This is a genomic window from Peribacillus muralis, assembly GCF_001645685.2.
Taxonomy (GTDB): domain Bacteria; phylum Bacillota; class Bacilli; order Bacillales; family DSM-1321; genus Peribacillus; species Peribacillus muralis_A.
This window is the reverse complement of the sequence record NZ_CP017081.1, coordinates 44162-59082: the sequence shown is the minus strand read 5'-3', so window position 1 is coordinate 59082 and position 14921 is coordinate 44162. Positions and strand designations below refer to the sequence as shown.

Here is a 14921-nt window from a genome sequence, read left to right as displayed (position 1 = left end):
ATGATCTTTCCTTACTCCTATATAAAAAAATGCTTTTAGATTTCCTTTTGATGTTATTATTACGCATAATGGTCATATTAAAAAGTACGCACTTAAAAGTGGTATAGTATAGAAAAAGATACTAAAGGAGCAATTAGGATGAATATAGAACCAGAATCATGTCGTGTCGAAGATGCTTTAAGCATATTAGTCGGGAAATGGAAACCAATTATCTTATTGCATTTATTTACGAACGGTACTCAAAGGTTCAGTGAATTAAAACGAAGAATGCCTGGAATCACGCAAAAAATGTTGACTAATCAATTACGTGAGTTAGAAAACGAAGATATTATTCAGCGTGTTGTCTATCCACAGGTTCCTCCTAAAGTGGAATATTCGATCACTGAATACGGCAGGAGCTTGGAACCAATCTTACACGCAATGCATGAATGGGGAACAAAGCATACATTGCATAAAAGACAAAAATCGAACGAAAGAGCGAGTAAATAAACTGCCTTTATGAAGCGAATCCAAAAAGTTAGTCAGGCAGCCTTGAGGGCATGAACCCTGAATTCACCGAGCTCATGCCTTTTACCTACACTTTAATTCGTTGATGGTTGTAATAATGGATATTCATGCAATTCAGTCTTTAACCGAAAGAAGTTTTCCATGACAGCGTTGTCAAGAAAAATTCCACACTTTGTGCAATTCCATGTGTATAATGAACCGTTCAGTAACTCCATTTGATCGCTACGCCTGCTGCGTGTGATTAGTGCTTTTAAGTATCAACGCACGTGGATAAAACAAATAATATGTCATGCAATTAACCTGCCCCGTGTTCCATAAGAAAAAGAGCTGCCGAAGCACCCCCTTTTAATGAATTAAAGCACCAGTTAGTTGAGGATGCTAAACTCAATAATTTTCTTTTTTCCAACGTTTATATTCTACAAACTCTAAAAAACCATAAGCCGTTATCATTGATAAAATGGGGACAACATAATACTTCGGCGGTCCAAATATACATATAACAAAAATGAAACCTGCCATAAAAAGTGCAGTGTTTAAAAGATATGATTTCTTTCGATAATTTAAATAAAGTTTTACCTTATCCATTACTTTCCTTTCACACCAAAACTTTCGTTAACTTTCTTCAACTATTCTGCCCGTTAGTTAATTAAGGGTACTTTTTTATGGTTTCGCAGCTTCTGTTAATTAGGTGTTATATTGACTAGGGTTGTAATGATTTTTCATTTTAAATTAATCTCTCAAAGTATGAGAAAAGTGATAGTAGATACTAATATAACAGTCACTAATAAGAGTAGTGCAATACTAGACTTAGACCTCTTTGGAGCACCTTTAGCATTTTCAACAGAATAAAATATGATTAATATTATCATGATTACTAAAAAAAACTGTTGTGTAAAAGACATAAAATTCTCCTTATCTTGGTGTTACGATTTATGAAATGCGAATAATGGTTGTTATGAGTAGAAACTCCACCGTCGAGAGTGTGTTCTTTTACGGATGGTAGCAAAAATGCTATTTCAGCCATTCCAGAATATATGCTAAGACAAATTTCAATCTTAAGTCGATTTCTAGAGTATTGCACCCGTTAGTTGAATAACTAATTAAATAATTTGAATGAACTAAACCTCATTACATAACCTCCACCAATACCAATCAGCATGCCAAAACTGGTTAATAAACATAAGCATGACAGCTGTAATCGATCGATCACAGAGACTGACATGATTGATGAAACTGGAATTTTGGTGAATTTATTTTAATAATGATAATATCATCGCTACTGAATTTTCTACAAATGAACGCTCTGGACGAGATTTCATTAACACGGTAAGCCCGATTAATGAAACGACTAGTGTCTGTGCCAAAACTTTAGCATCAAGGCTGCTTTCGAGCTCACCTGAGCGAATACCTCGGACAATCGTTTCTTGAAATATGATCGAAAGATACATTTGATGCTCCCTTGTAAGGATTTCAAATTTTTCATCGTGAGGGGCAAGTTCCACCATTGTATTAATGCAAAAACATCCCTTGTTCGGACTTTCTTTATATTCCTCTTCCACCAAATCTTTAAAAAATGTTCGAAATGCTTCCTTTACAGATAGATTGTTTTGAAATTTTGTTCGAATATGGGAAGCATGTAGCTTTGTATATTTGCGTAATGCAGACTCAAACAATTTCTCTTTGTCTCCAAAAGCTGAGTATAAGCTTGGTCGTTGTATTTCCATTTTGGCAGTCAAATCGCTTAGCGAAGTAGCCTTGTACCCCTTCTCCCAAAAAAGCAGCATAGCATCATCCAACGCTTTTTCCTCATCAAATTCACGTTGTCGAACCATAATAAATCCCTCATTTCAAAAAACAAAATTTCTTCACTAGATAATTAATCTTGTTCTTGATTCTTTTTTATTTGCTCAAGGATTCCCAATCTGTCCACCTGAATCCAGTATTCCACGATTTTTTGATCCTCTAACAGGTATACGGCACTACCTATTTCAATAACCTCTTTATTTGTAGGCAGATAACCCTCGTACTCTCCAATATGCATTCCTGTCTGCTTCCATCTGACATGAACTTTTTGATTTTGAGAAATTAATTCTTGGATTTCTATTTTAAAATTCCCCCATGAATCTTTCATTTCTCTTATATGATCAGCATAATTCTCAGGTGACCTTTTAATTGTCACCATGCTTTCTGAATTCACTTGATGTGCTCTTACCTCTTTCGCCATAAAAAACTTAGCTTGTTCGGGATTGCTACCTGATCTGACAACTTCAAAGAAGCTTTTTATAATCTGTTCGTTTGTCTGTAGGAATTTTGGAGCTGGTGAATCGCCCCCAGATATTTCAGTGAATTCGTTATTCCCCGGTATTTGATTCATGGATAATTAATCCTCCTTTTAATTACCAATCGGTACATTATAATCTTATTTAATTACAGTCCTAATGTCAAATTGTGATGATCATCAAGGACGTCATTCTAATTACTGCTTAACTTACTTGACATCAAAACGTTTTGTTGGTTATCCTAAAAAGGAATTATTTCATACCGAACGATATATTATACTGTTAAGTACAAAAAGGAGGGAAGTTATAGTGAAGGTAAAAGAAAAAACAACAATTAAAGGTGAAGATCATGATACGATAACGGATCAATCTCAAATAGCATCCGGATCAACCATGACTCGCTACATGGCACTATTGTTTGCAACAGCCTGTGGGATGGCTGTCGCCAACATATATTATGCACAACCGTTGCTAGACTCCCTGTCCATCGAATTTGGTGTCTCCCATTCATCCATCGGCATCGTCATCACCATTACCCAACTTTGTTACGCGCTAGGACTGCTACTGCTGGTACCGCTCGGTGATCTACTGAATCGACGTCGGCTAATCATCGGACAAATGCTTTTATCCGTTTTGTCTCTGGTTGTGGTCGGCATCGCCCCCATCACCACAGTGCTGTTCACCGGGTTAGCTGCGGTCGGGCTGCTTGCTGTAGTGACTCAAGTGCACGTAGCGTTCGCATCGACTTTGGCTGCCCCATCCGAGCGTGGACGTATAGTCGGCTTGGTGCAAAGTGGAATCGTGATTGGCATTCTGCTCGCAAGAACATTCGCTGGTGTACTAACCGATCTCGCCGGTTGGCGTTCGGTCTATCTTGTTTCTGCCGCCATGATGCTCATCATGACTGGCGTGTTGTTCCGAGTACTCCCGCGTGATGAAAGCAAAAGAGAGTCACTATCCTATCCGCAGCTGCTCCGTTCAGTGCTCACATTGTTCAGGCAAGAACGAATCCTACGCATCCGCGGAGTACTGGCTCTGCTGATGTTTACCGCGTTTAGCACATTGTGGACTTCGCTGGTGCTACCTCTCAGTGCTCCACCATACTCCCTTTCACATACCGTTATTGGAGCGTTTGGTCTTGCTGGAGTTGCCGGAGCATTAGCTGCTGCTCGTGCTGGAGGTCTTGCTGATCGAGGTCTAGGCCAGCGAACAACCTGCATAGCCCTAGTTTTATTGTTAGCATCATGGTTCCCAATCAGCTTTACCGAACACTCACTGGTCGCATTAGTCATTGGCGTTATCTTTCTTGACCTGGCTGTGCAAGCAGTACATGTAACCAACCAGAGTATGATTTTCACAGTGCGTCCAGAGGCAAGAAGCCGACTTACTGCTGCTTACATGATTTTTTATTCCATCGGCAGTGCCATGGGTTCAATTATTTCAACCAATATATACGCAAACTATGGATGGATCGGAGTATCTCTATTTGGTGCCTCTGTCAGCGCTTTAGCCCTTTTGTATTGGATAATAACCTACCGTCTAACGGAGCGGATTAGAGAGAAATGATACGGATTTAATGTTGTTTGAAACCTAAAAATCATAAAAAGTTACAAAAAGGGGGGATACTTATTAATAGGTATCACCCCTTTTACTTTCTGTTCAACAAATGCACGCTTATATACAGAGTTTTTTCAAAGCAGTGCAGCTTTATTTCAAATACACACTTATTCGATTAAATGGCCCAATTGTTGAACAAAGATTCAGGGCTACGTAATCTTGATGGTAATGCAATCGATGTTATCCAAGTACACATATAGAGATATCTAAATCTGCTTATTTACTTAACGTGGTTTTAATCTTTTTTCTTTATATTTACTGAAAACCATAAAAATGGTAGAATCCCAAAGAGGTGAAATCATTGAATTTTAAGAAGTTCACCATCTATCTAGCATCATTATTAACGGCTTTTGTGTTACTCTTTGTTCTATTGAGATTAATGGGAATACTAATATGGGTGAATGGGGAACCTTTTGATAAATGGATTGCGATAATTGGTTTAATTGTTATGCCTATTTCAACTTCTATACTATCGAAAAAGATTAAGCTTAATAAAAAGAAAGAAAATACTTTGTTTAATCTAGTTATTTTTACTAATTTTCTTTACTTATTAGGTTCGTTTTCCATTTTATCCGAAAACTATACTTTTATTAAAAGTGGTATTTACCTATCATCCCCCTATGTTATACATGAAAAGGAACCATCTCTATGGCCAAAAGATGAGTATGAAAGTACGTATACATTTTACAGTTCTTTGAATTCATTTATTTATGTAAAAGATTCAGTCCAAAGGGGAAATCAAGGATTGAGTGAACATGCTCGTTATAGTGATTATAAAGTTAAAGTTATAAGTGGAAGCCTCCACATTACATGGACTGTTGGATCAATATTCATACGATAAAAGGAAGAAGGAGATTACCCTTTTCTCTATTTTTTTTGAATCGAACGATTTTTCTATTTCCCTTTAAAACTCTATATTCATTCAACTTTATTCATATCATTTAAAACTTTTGCTTGTCAGAAGAGAATAGAAGTTCATCGTAAACTGTCCTGCCATATAAACTCCATAAGAAAAAAGCAAACATCATTCACTGTGCGTTATAGATGTACAGTGAGTCACGTTTGCTTTTACCTGAAAAGCCAAGAATTAAAGCCAACATACCTGTTAGTGAAGTAAAAGGGAATAATTCTTATTGGGTCAAATGTTTGTATTCCACAATTTTTATCGTAAAATCGTGATCACATAACTGCTTATTAAGTTTCTCACTATCACAAGATGGAGAAATTCTTACTTTAATTAAATCCTCGCTAAATTCATTTGGATTTCCCTTTAAAGGTACTTCAATCCTAACAGAAACATCATAAGAATGATTGTTATTGTAAGTTATACCAACAATTCTTTTCCATTGCCAGCCTACGAAAGAATCACCCTCATACTCTTTTACAACCTCTTTATCAATAGACGGAAACACAATATCTGCCATGATATCCTCTGTCGTGAAATACTCTCTTTCCGCATTTGAACCAGTTTCTGCCTTAACAGTTTGTAAAGGAGTCATAACAAATAACAATAATCCAAAAAAAATTATGTATCTTTTAATCATCAAGATTCACCTCATATTGTTTTATCTACTCCTTATTCTTCACAATTTGTTATTCTTTATTAAAACTAAACTGCCCCTTTAGTTCATTAAAAAAGCAAAACTTAAAGACAGTTCCGATATTCAGCTGACACACCCGTTAGTATAACTTCACAACCGAAAAAGAATATGCTTTCTAATGGAATACATCAGCAAGTTCTCCAAAAGGAGATTCAAATAATGTTCTTTTTTGAACAATAAGTTCAATAGGTTCCCCTTCATTACTTTTTTCACTTGGATTTGATGGAGTTTTCCCTTCGTACCAACTCTTCTTTCCATCAAATGTTTTTATTATTTCTTCGTCACCTTTAAAGTAAACTTCAAAACCTTTTAAAGAACTATTGATCTTATAGTAGTCCATTAATTTTCTCTCGCTTAATTCAGAGGATAACTTCATATAAGCAACAACAGTTGGTTGACCTCCACTCCCCCAAGGTCCTCCACCATACGAAACTCCATAATCAAAACCCTTGTCTATAATTTCCGTATTCGGTGGAAGTGGATAAGAGTAAAGCCTGTTTGCATATTCCTCGACCGTTCGTTTATCTGCACTTAGTAAGTCATAAAAATAGAATGCTACTATCGAAAGAGCTAAAACGACCATCCACCATCTATATCTTTTAAACATAAAACCTCTCCAATCTATCCATTCCAATACAACTATTCAAATGGTTAAGATAAAACAGAAAATATCGGTGCTAACATAGGTATTATCTAAAAAACTCTAAATAAAAAAGGACCCATTAGTTCCTTTTTTTCATTTAACTTCCTCATAAACAGTTCCATCAGCATCCTGGACAACAACGTTTTTACCAAGTTTGTCTAATAGAATAATAATAGTTGGATTCTATTCTGTTGATTGATTATAAAAGGACTTTACATTAATCAATGTTCTATCACCTTGTTTTTCTATCCCTGTAACTTCTATATTATTGCCTTGCTTTTCTTTACCTAAAGAAAGAACTATCACCTTTTCGCCATTATTTGGTTCAAGCCTTTTAAATCCTTGCTTGTCTGTCTTCACTTGTAACTCTTCATAATACTGTTTTAAATAAGTATCCAAATTTTCATTTTTAGCAACCACAATGAAATTATCCCCAAAAATTTTATCAACACCAGCATAAATAAAGACAGCTAATGGCACCAATACTACTATTGCGAAAACCATATTTCTTATCATTGATTTATTTCCGGCAAATAATAGTAAAATCGGAACGGTTAAAATACCAATACCTATTATACTAATTGGCATCCCTTCAAATCCGCCAATGACTAAACCTCCAATGACTGCAAATACACCAATCACAGCCACGAAAATACTTCTTTTTTTATGATCCAACTCTTTTAAAAAAGAACTAAGAGTAACCAGAGCAACACCTATTAATAATCCTGTTGCATAAACAATTAAAAGTCCCATATTCACAACCTCCCAATTTAAGTATTATATGGAAAATTATATCGAAGTAATTAACACCTTTGTTAAAAAACTTAATTAGAATAAAAGAGGTTGCGTCAAGAAAATGCAGATATACAACGTTAAAAGGTACCACCAACAATTTTTCATTTGTCTTACTAAAGTAACGCACCCTCTAGTTCATTAGGAAAAGGGTGCGTTAACAACCTCCCTTATTGATGTAAAGCACACGTTAGCTTAACAAACAATTTAATGATGTGAATTATTTACCTTGTTCCTTTTTCCCAGCGAAAATCCAGCAGCTAATATAGATATTGTCGCTAAACCAACTCCAATAATCATAGAATAGTTGAAATGATTTTTAAGTGACATACCATTAGAAATAGCTACAATAAACAAAAGTAAAAAGAAAACCGTATAATTTTTTTTCAAAATTCTTCACCAACCTTTATCTAAATCACCAAAAAAGAAAATTAATTTTCGAACTAATCTTCCCCTTTAGTTCCAGAAAAAAAGGAGCTGCTGATCAGCTCCTGCACCCGTTAGTTCTTAAGAAAGGCGAACTTCATTCAAGAATCGCGCCCCCGGTTTCTGAAGATAGATTTTTTACCATTTCAACAATCCAAAAAAATCAGTCGTAAACACTGAAAGTAAAAATATTAATATTATCGCTAATTGAATAGTTGAAAAAATATAATCATTTCTATTTTCTGCATATCTCTTCTCCATAATTACTCTAGCTGTTTCAAGTGCAATTATAAAAACAAACAGAAGGATCTGCGTTTCCAAAAACCAAATATGCTCTAAAGGGTCACGTTTGACGTTAGTGAAAACACCGATAAACATAAAGACAATAAAAATGATTCTAATTGTCCAATCAATTTTTTTGTGTTTATCATTTACATGGCCATAGGAAAAAAATTTTTTCTTTTCAACATTAAGCCATTTTCTCAAAACTTTATTAATGAAAAAGAGAAAAAGTCCAAAAATAGATAAAACTAAAATTAACTTTACGAAAACACTCTCCACGAACGAATCACCACCTACAAAAACTCTTTTTTTTTATCAAGCTCCAATTATTTCAAATATACTCATTCTAAACAAGACTACTCTTCAATAATTGGTCCAATTGTTGAACAACTCCATATGCACGCTTGAACTAATCTGCCCTGATAGTTCCATAAAGAAAAGCTGCCGTATAGACAGCTCTGATCTTCAGCTAACGCACGCGTTACTTCAATAAGAAACTTTGGATTGATACAAATATACTAAATATAAATAAAACTATACTTAGCCAGCCGTAACCTTTTTGTCCCTTTTGAAATTCTCTTAATCCCATTACCAACATCGTTAAACCAAAAAACAACATCATATATGGTTGAAACTTAAAATCACCAGTAATCAATACATGTCCTGCAAGTGCAGTGACTGTTATGGATAAAATTATTTGCAAAGACTTTAACAATTTATAACCTCCTTTATCCAAATTGATTGTTAGACTATCCTCCCCTTTTAGTTCCATAAAAAAAAGCTGCCGTATAGACAGCTCTTAAGCTAACGTACCCGATAGTTCATTCAGAATTCGATATAAAAATTCATAATAGAGTTAATGGTTTCTTCATACGAATCAACAAGTTTATACCCTTTTTCTTCTGCTTCTTCCCATTCAGTTCCCTGTTTTCTAGCCATTGTTGGTAATGGATAATTTTGTGTGCAATGAATTCTAACATCGGATATAAAGCAACCTTTGTCTCTTCTTCTATAATCTCCCGTAATTTATAGGTTAGCTGTCCCCTTTAAATTACAACAATACAAAAATTAGTAAACAAATTTAAAATACAATATCCATATGACAATAGGGAAAATAATACCTACAACATATCTAAAGAAAACATTAAGAAAAAAACTAGGCCTTAAATTTTCATCTCTAAAACATAAGCGAATAGAAGTAATAGGACTAAAAAGCAAAACACTCCCCATAATGTAACTGAAATACAAGCAACTATGTATCCTACACTAGTATTCTCTAACATTTTTACTTCGTCCTTTTAAAATGTTTTAGGATAAAATTCCCAATTATTATAGCTAGTATCAAGCACCATACATATAATTCTATATTTTTAGGTAAAAATTTCAATACCCATATAGCTGTCATAATAGTTGAGATAGTAAGGAAATTAATTTTTTCTTCTTGTTTAAATTTTTTTAAATTAGTAACCAATACAATATATCCAATTGGTGGTGTTACTATGCAAATAAAATATAGGATTTTTTTTCTTAAATACCAAGGTTTTTTATTTTCCAAAATGAATATCCTTCCAAATCATTATTATCTCTTAATTATAAACTAAATTGGAAGAACCATCATTAAGGTTTTTGCAATTCCACTTGCTATCCAATCAGGCATACCAGGCACTAATGTTTGAATACCACGTACAACTAGGTTTTCAACTGTATCTGTAACTCCAATAAAATTATTTAGTACTTTTACAAGAGCAACAGTTGTAATAATCTTTTTATACTTTTTCTTATTTTCTGCCTTAATAGGCAATAAATCAATACCCTTATCAATAGCACTATCTACTTTCGAACCATATTTCTTTAAAGTAACAGCAAGTGCTTTTGCAGCTATTTTTGCTTTAGAATATGTAACAATGGCAGGTGCGTTATCCCCTACTATTTTTTTAATATCTTTTTGATTCAATACATCTGTAAATAAATGATTAGCTAATTCAATTTCTTCTGGAGTTAAGCCTAATTCTTTTGCTTTGTTAACATCAAATGAATATGAGCCCATATCATTTCTAACGAATGATTGAGCTAGAAGAGCTGAAAGTTTATCTAGTTCTGCTTGTTCTTCTGGATTTAAAATTAATACTTCCACTTCTGCTGCTTCGTCTTCGTCTAACATTTCTCCTGAGTCTACTTGTTCATTTTCATTAACCGATTTAACTTGGTTTTCAGATGCTTTAGCATTTGTAAATGGTACAAATAATGTAGTAAATAAAACTAAACTACAGAATGCTAATAAAAACCTTTGAGAATACTTTTTCAAAATGTCCAACTCCTTAGTTGTTTGTTATTTACATAAAAGATTATAATTTATAAAAATGGAAAAAGTTAGATTCAGAATTGTTTTATTTTAAAAAATGGCAGGTTAGTTAGTTTAACGACCCAAACTACCTCTTTATAGTTGCATAAGAAAGGAGCTGTAATCAGCTCCTTTTAATAATGTAAAGCACCCGTTAGCACAATATGATATTGATTTTTTTACATTAAACCTAAATTGCAATATTCGGTTTATAGTTCCTTGTTTTTATATATACGACTAAGCAGATTACACACTACCATAATAACCCATATGTGTAATGGACTATCCTGCCCTTTTAGTTCCATAAAAAAAAGCTGCCAAATAGACAGCTCTGATCTTAAGCTAACGCACCCGATAGTTCATTAATAAAGCAATTCTTATTAAAGAATTAGGCCCTTTAATGGAATAGGAAGAAACTATATTTTATTGGCTAAGTTCCCAGGTTCGTAATTTTGCCGAAAAGTAATGCATCATAGTACTTATCCTCTATGAAATAGTGGTCTTTTAATCGTCCTTCTAACTCAAAGCTGTTCTTTTCAAGTATCCGTGCAGAACCAATATTGGCATGCACTACCGCAGCATGGAGCTTATGAAGTTTAAGTGATTTAAATGCAAAATCACTTATCAACGCAACAATCTCCGTTCCATACCCCTTATCCCAATGTTGTTTATGCAACACATAGCCAATTTCAGCTTGGTTTGCTTCTTTGTCAAAGTTGAAAATTATGGCTGTCCCTATAATTTCATGAGTTATTTTTTCAACAATGGAGGAATATAAATGAGTTCCTTCCGACTCACGCTTTATCATTATTTCAATGAACTGTCTAGTATCCTCTAAAGTACTCATCAAATTCCAGCCAATAAATCGTGAAACCTTTTGATCTGACGCATAATGATGTATCTCTTGAACATCCTCTATCCTTAGCGCTTTGAAGTAGATTTTTTCGCCCTCTAATGAATGAAATAAAACTGCTTGCTTCTCCATTTTAACCTCCTCTAACTTTGCTTTGTTACTGTACCTCCGATGGTCGAGAAGATGCCCCAATCAAGGTTACTATCATCGCACTCATCTTAGTATAACCTTTCAAATAATTTTCCATATATATGTTTCTCGCCCAAGTTTTCCGCGTTTGGCTGGTAGGACCTCTATAAGAAAAGCGAGCCTGAAGAGTTTGATGAATAAAATTCCCATAACTTTAGACTCCTTTATAATTAGTTTCTATCTATGTAAAATACTATATTACGTTGGATCAATAATTACTCATTACCACACTAACGCACCCGTTAGATGAAGAAGAAATACTAATCCCTATTAAGATATTTACCTGCCTCATTTTTAATCCTTGATATTACATCGTTCTCATCAAACTCTAAAGGTATATCACCATTTCGTAGTTCATCAATCATTTCACTTATTTCATACCACTCCATCAAATCATTTGGGTAATCTAAATCCGAGGCAACAATCCGATAAATCATATAAGCAAAATCAAAGGTCGATGAATGATTATTTTCTTTAATAATTTCATTGGCTAAATGACCTATATAGGCTCTAGCACATCTCTCAAGGGTTGGTTTCTCTATTGCCAATTCATTGATAGCTCTTTTAAAATAAACTTCGACTTCGAAAATATTTTGGTCAAATGGAAATGAAGAAATAATATTTAAAGATTTTGATGACACATCGGTTTTCAACAAGTTGTGCGACCATTTTATATAATCCTCGGTCCTAATCATTCTCTTTTGAATCTTGTAAAATAAAGCATTTGTTTCCATTATATAAACCACCTAATAGGTTCTATTCCTACAACCAGATTATACTCCTTATTAAACTAACCTGCCCCTTTAGTTCCATAAGAGAAGAGCTGCCTGAAAGACAGCTCCGATCTTCAGCTAACGCACTCGTTAGTTTAATAATTCCCTATATAAACTCATATCGGTTTCCAATTTGGATCCTTTATATCGGAATTATTTGGCTTTCTTACGTTTTCCGAAAAATCTAGATCGCTAACGCCAAATTTTATAGAGTTTTGTTGTGACTCTCTAAAAGAAATTTTATTTGCACCATCTTCATCTGGATATTCATATTGGTAATTTTCATCTTCCCAAAAACAAATTCTACAAATATCACGCGTTCCTGGAGGTGTCACTTTAGGAGATAAACTGCGCTTATTAAAAGTGCTATTTTGCGCTAAAATAGATATCGTGCAGCTTCCACAACTTCTGTAGTAATAGTATTAAGATGATTAATCTCAAGTATTCTCTCAATCTGAGTGAAAAGTCTTTGTATAAGCCTGAAGTTTCCTCCAGTAATCTTAATGATACTAGTAATTGCTTCGTAATCAAAATAATCTTCAAGCTTTATTGAAAGGGCTAGCTCTTGCCATTTATACTCTAAAATATGATGTGCTTCATCCTTACTAAGTTTATCAAATTCCTGAGCAAAACCAATTCTAGAATAAAGTTGAGGGTATCGGGCTAATCTCTTCTCTATGCCGGGCATTCCAATTAATATCATCGCTAAGTCATTTCGATCATAGATATCCCTAAGTTGTTCTAAATTTTTAGTCGATCAATTTCATCAACAATAACAAGTCGATATCTTCAAAAGTATTAGAAGAGTACTCTTCTTCTTCACCTCTAGTAAAGAAAACTCCATCTCCACATCTGAGTTGGGAGTCTTTAGAATTGTTTTATGAAAAGCTGCATCAATACTTGTTACCTAACTTTATCCGTACTAGAAGTTCTGGCCAAACAGTTCTTTAGAGTCTACATCTTTTACTATCCAATCTGAAAAATCTTCCTTTTCCATATTATTATGGACGAAGTGAGCTCCGAGTATTTTTTAAGAAACTATATAATTTACATAAATAGGAAGACGTATTTTATATATCTAGATCTACAAAAATATCGGTAACGTACCAGACACTTGTGAATTTTATTCTACTAAATGTAAAAGTAATTGGATTGGATAAATATTTTTCTATCATCTAATATAAGTTGTTGGATTTACGTGTTTTATAAAATATAGACCGTCATAATGTTTTGAAACAACCATTTTTTCAGAATATAAGCCCTGAGTTAACGCATATAGAGGCTCGAACATCCATTTACTGAATTTGTTTTTGGTTTGTCCATTTAAATTTATAAAGGTCTGTTCATAGTTTGATTGATTTAGAATCTGTTCTAGAGAATCTGCTTGATAGTCTTTGCCGTCATTTACTTTTTTTATATTATTTTCATTATCCGAAAATTCCCCCTCATACATATAAAAACCGAGTATATAGCTTTCTTTTTTCATATCTTCAGGCAGGTATTCAAACATCGTTTTATGCAGGAAAGGTCGAAAGGTAGTCTCGCCATCATCTCTATAGGTGATTTCTGTATTATGATTCCGTATATGTGCATTATGAGCCCAAAAAATTATTTTCTTATCAGGGTATATCTTCTCGCTTAACCATTTAGCATTTTCAGCCATAAGTAAATCTCTCACTTGATTTATTTCATCAATTGTATATTGGGTTTTACTCATTCGTACCATCAGTTCGATTCGATTATGAAGGGTCTGTAAAATAAAAGAATCTAATTTAAGCTGATTGGGGAATTCATCCTTCAAGTCTGTTTCATGCTGCGTTAGGAAATAGATTATTTCATTATATCCATCTTTAAACTCTGTCACTTCTTTATCTGAGAGTTTAGCTCCATCATTAAAAGAAAGATACTTTGTTAACCAATCTTTCTCTAATTTTGAAAATAAATTGCCTTTTGAAGGGCTTTTTTTAATTATCCATTCAGTCATAAAGTTTGTAAAGGTAGGACCGAAGGATGGAATATCAAACCCAGTAGTTACTAATGCTTTTTCTTTTCTACGGTTTTCGAGGATATAATCAAATAAGGGTAAATTTTGAGTGGCATTCCAAACCCCTGGTATCGTCATCTGCATATAGGTCCTAGAACTAATAGGGCTGGTATTAAGTTTAGCAAATGTTACCATAGGGTCAGCAAGACTACTCTCAAATGCCACAACCTCATAGTCCTGTTTTTCATGTAAATACTTAATCAGTCTGCCTTTAGCAGTATTATATTCAGCTACCCCGTGAGAACTTTCACCAAGAAAAACATATTTTTTTTCTTTTAATATAGAATCTAAGAAATTCAAATCATCATTACTAGTTATATCTATACTATTGGTATTATTATCCCACCACTCCACCTTTTCTTTCTTTAATGAATAATCATAAACATACCGGCCCATTAATATTAAGCAAATTAACGTAATTAATGTCAACAACACTTTAATGCTATTTCTCATACTAGGTACCTCCTAAGTTGTGGTACTCTCAGTAGCTTTCCTTATAAGAAGAAACTTGTCAACTTGTCTATAAATAATGTTAATTAACTCCTGATAGTTTCCTATTCTGATATAAACTTCG

Annotated in this window: 15 protein-coding genes and 2 pseudogenes; 3 read left to right on the top strand and 14 right to left on the bottom strand. The window is 33.9% G+C overall.

The features are described from left to right. Positions 1 to 138 precede the first annotated feature (138 nt). On the top strand, positions 139 to 489 hold the full coding sequence (locus ABE28_RS24130; RefSeq protein ID WP_064465380.1) for a winged helix-turn-helix transcriptional regulator: 351 nt from the start codon (positions 139 to 141) through the stop codon (positions 487 to 489). An 85-nt stretch (positions 490 to 574) separates the two neighbouring features. Here ABE28_RS24130 and ABE28_RS26170 read toward each other — a convergent pair. The 3 genes and pseudogenes from ABE28_RS26170 to ABE28_RS24115 form a co-directional block, all read right to left on the bottom strand. Further along, a pseudogene (locus ABE28_RS26170) lies at positions 575 to 674 on the bottom strand (IS3 family transposase); the annotation flags it as partial. Positions 675 to 1757: 1083 nt separating this feature from the next. Further along, positions 1758 to 2339, bottom strand: a complete 582-nt coding sequence (locus tag ABE28_RS24120; protein ID WP_064465378.1) for a TetR/AcrR family transcriptional regulator — start codon at positions 2337 to 2339, stop codon at positions 1758 to 1760. A 44-nt stretch (positions 2340 to 2383) separates the two neighbouring features. Further along, on the bottom strand, positions 2384 to 2881 hold the full coding sequence (locus ABE28_RS24115; RefSeq protein ID WP_083232291.1) for an ester cyclase: 498 nt from the start codon (positions 2879 to 2881) through the stop codon (positions 2384 to 2386). A 298-nt stretch (positions 2882 to 3179) separates the two neighbouring features. Here ABE28_RS24115 and ABE28_RS24110 point away from each other — a divergent pair, with 298 nt between their 5' ends. Together ABE28_RS24110 and ABE28_RS24105 are read left to right on the top strand one after the other, a co-directional pair. After that, positions 3180 to 4352 carry an MFS transporter gene (locus ABE28_RS24110; protein ID WP_156775975.1) on the top strand — a complete coding sequence of 391 codons (1173 nt, stop codon included), beginning with the start codon at positions 3180 to 3182 and terminating at the stop codon, positions 4350 to 4352. 352 nt (positions 4353 to 4704) lie between these two features. After that, positions 4705 to 5244, top strand: coding sequence for a hypothetical protein (locus ABE28_RS24105; RefSeq protein WP_064465377.1), 540 nt, complete (start codon positions 4705 to 4707; stop codon positions 5242 to 5244). 289 nt (positions 5245 to 5533) lie between these two features. On the opposite strand, the gene ABE28_RS24100 is transcribed toward ABE28_RS24105, so the two are convergent. The 11 genes and pseudogenes from ABE28_RS24100 to ABE28_RS24050 all read right to left on the bottom strand — a co-directional run bounded on the left by ABE28_RS24100 (position 5534) and on the right by ABE28_RS24050 (position 14800). Beyond that, a complete protein-coding gene (locus tag ABE28_RS24100; protein ID WP_064465376.1) occupies positions 5534 to 5947 on the bottom strand; it encodes a DUF3888 domain-containing protein in 414 nt (137 codons plus the stop codon). A 172-nt stretch (positions 5948 to 6119) separates the two neighbouring features. Next, positions 6120 to 6611, bottom strand: a complete 492-nt coding sequence (locus ABE28_RS24095) for a hypothetical protein (protein ID WP_064465375.1) — start codon at positions 6609 to 6611, stop codon at positions 6120 to 6122. Positions 6612 to 6830: 219 nt separating this feature from the next. Further along, positions 6831 to 7400, bottom strand: a complete 570-nt coding sequence (locus ABE28_RS24090; protein ID WP_064465374.1) for a hypothetical protein — start codon at positions 7398 to 7400, stop codon at positions 6831 to 6833. A gap of 603 nt (positions 7401 to 8003) precedes the next feature. Next, positions 8004 to 8426 carry a DUF4181 domain-containing protein gene (locus tag ABE28_RS24085; protein ID WP_064465373.1) on the bottom strand — a complete coding sequence of 141 codons (423 nt, stop codon included), beginning with the start codon at positions 8424 to 8426 and terminating at the stop codon, positions 8004 to 8006. A 202-nt stretch (positions 8427 to 8628) separates the two neighbouring features. After that, positions 8629 to 8862, bottom strand: a complete 234-nt coding sequence (locus tag ABE28_RS24080) for a YczI family protein (RefSeq protein ID WP_064465372.1) — start codon at positions 8860 to 8862, stop codon at positions 8629 to 8631. An 882-nt stretch (positions 8863 to 9744) separates the two neighbouring features. After that, positions 9745 to 10452, bottom strand: a complete 708-nt coding sequence (locus ABE28_RS24070) for a hypothetical protein (protein ID WP_064465370.1) — start codon at positions 10450 to 10452, stop codon at positions 9745 to 9747. A gap of 466 nt (positions 10453 to 10918) precedes the next feature. Beyond that, complete coding sequence (locus tag ABE28_RS24065; RefSeq protein WP_064465369.1) at positions 10919 to 11473, bottom strand: GNAT family N-acetyltransferase; 555 nt, start codon at positions 11471 to 11473, stop codon at positions 10919 to 10921. 317 nt (positions 11474 to 11790) lie between these two features. Continuing rightward, on the bottom strand, positions 11791 to 12264 hold the full coding sequence (locus ABE28_RS24060) for a hypothetical protein (protein WP_064465368.1): 474 nt from the start codon (positions 12262 to 12264) through the stop codon (positions 11791 to 11793). Between the two features lie 155 nt (positions 12265 to 12419). After that, positions 12420 to 12638, bottom strand: a complete 219-nt coding sequence (locus tag ABE28_RS24780; RefSeq protein ID WP_083232289.1) for a CPCC family cysteine-rich protein — start codon at positions 12636 to 12638, stop codon at positions 12420 to 12422. A gap of 41 nt (positions 12639 to 12679) precedes the next feature. Then, positions 12680 to 13083 (bottom strand): annotated as a pseudogene (locus tag ABE28_RS24055) (AAA family ATPase); the annotation flags it as partial. A gap of 391 nt (positions 13084 to 13474) precedes the next feature. Beyond that, a complete protein-coding gene (locus ABE28_RS24050) occupies positions 13475 to 14800 on the bottom strand; it encodes an erythromycin esterase family protein (protein ID WP_064465367.1) in 1326 nt (441 codons plus the stop codon). Positions 14801 to 14921: the final 121 nt, after the last annotated feature.

Excerpts from the sequence above, each read along its gene's own strand:
- ABE28_RS24130 (WP_064465380.1), top strand. The coding sequence starts at position 139 with ATGAATATAGAACCAGAATCATGTCGTGTCGAAGATGCTTTAAGCATA.
- ABE28_RS24120 (WP_064465378.1), bottom strand. The coding sequence starts at position 2,339 with ATGGTTCGACAACGTGAATTTGATGAGGAAAAAGCGTTGGATGATGCT.
- ABE28_RS24115 (WP_083232291.1), bottom strand. The coding sequence starts at position 2,881 with ATGAATCAAATACCGGGGAATAACGAATTCACTGAAATATCTGGGGGC.
- ABE28_RS24110 (WP_156775975.1), top strand. The coding sequence starts at position 3,180 with ATGACTCGCTACATGGCACTATTGTTTGCAACAGCCTGTGGGATGGCT.
- ABE28_RS24100 (WP_064465376.1), bottom strand. The coding sequence starts at position 5,947 with ATGATTAAAAGATACATAATTTTTTTTGGATTATTGTTATTTGTTATG.
- ABE28_RS24095 (WP_064465375.1), bottom strand. The coding sequence starts at position 6,611 with ATGTTTAAAAGATATAGATGGTGGATGGTCGTTTTAGCTCTTTCGATA.
- ABE28_RS24090 (WP_064465374.1), bottom strand. The coding sequence starts at position 7,400 with ATGGGACTTTTAATTGTTTATGCAACAGGATTATTAATAGGTGTTGCT.
- ABE28_RS24065 (WP_064465369.1), bottom strand. The coding sequence starts at position 11,473 with ATGGAGAAGCAAGCAGTTTTATTTCATTCATTAGAGGGCGAAAAAATC.
- ABE28_RS24060 (WP_064465368.1), bottom strand. The coding sequence starts at position 12,264 with ATGGAAACAAATGCTTTATTTTACAAGATTCAAAAGAGAATGATTAGG.
- ABE28_RS24050 (WP_064465367.1), bottom strand. The coding sequence starts at position 14,800 with ATGAGAAATAGCATTAAAGTGTTGTTGACATTAATTACGTTAATTTGC.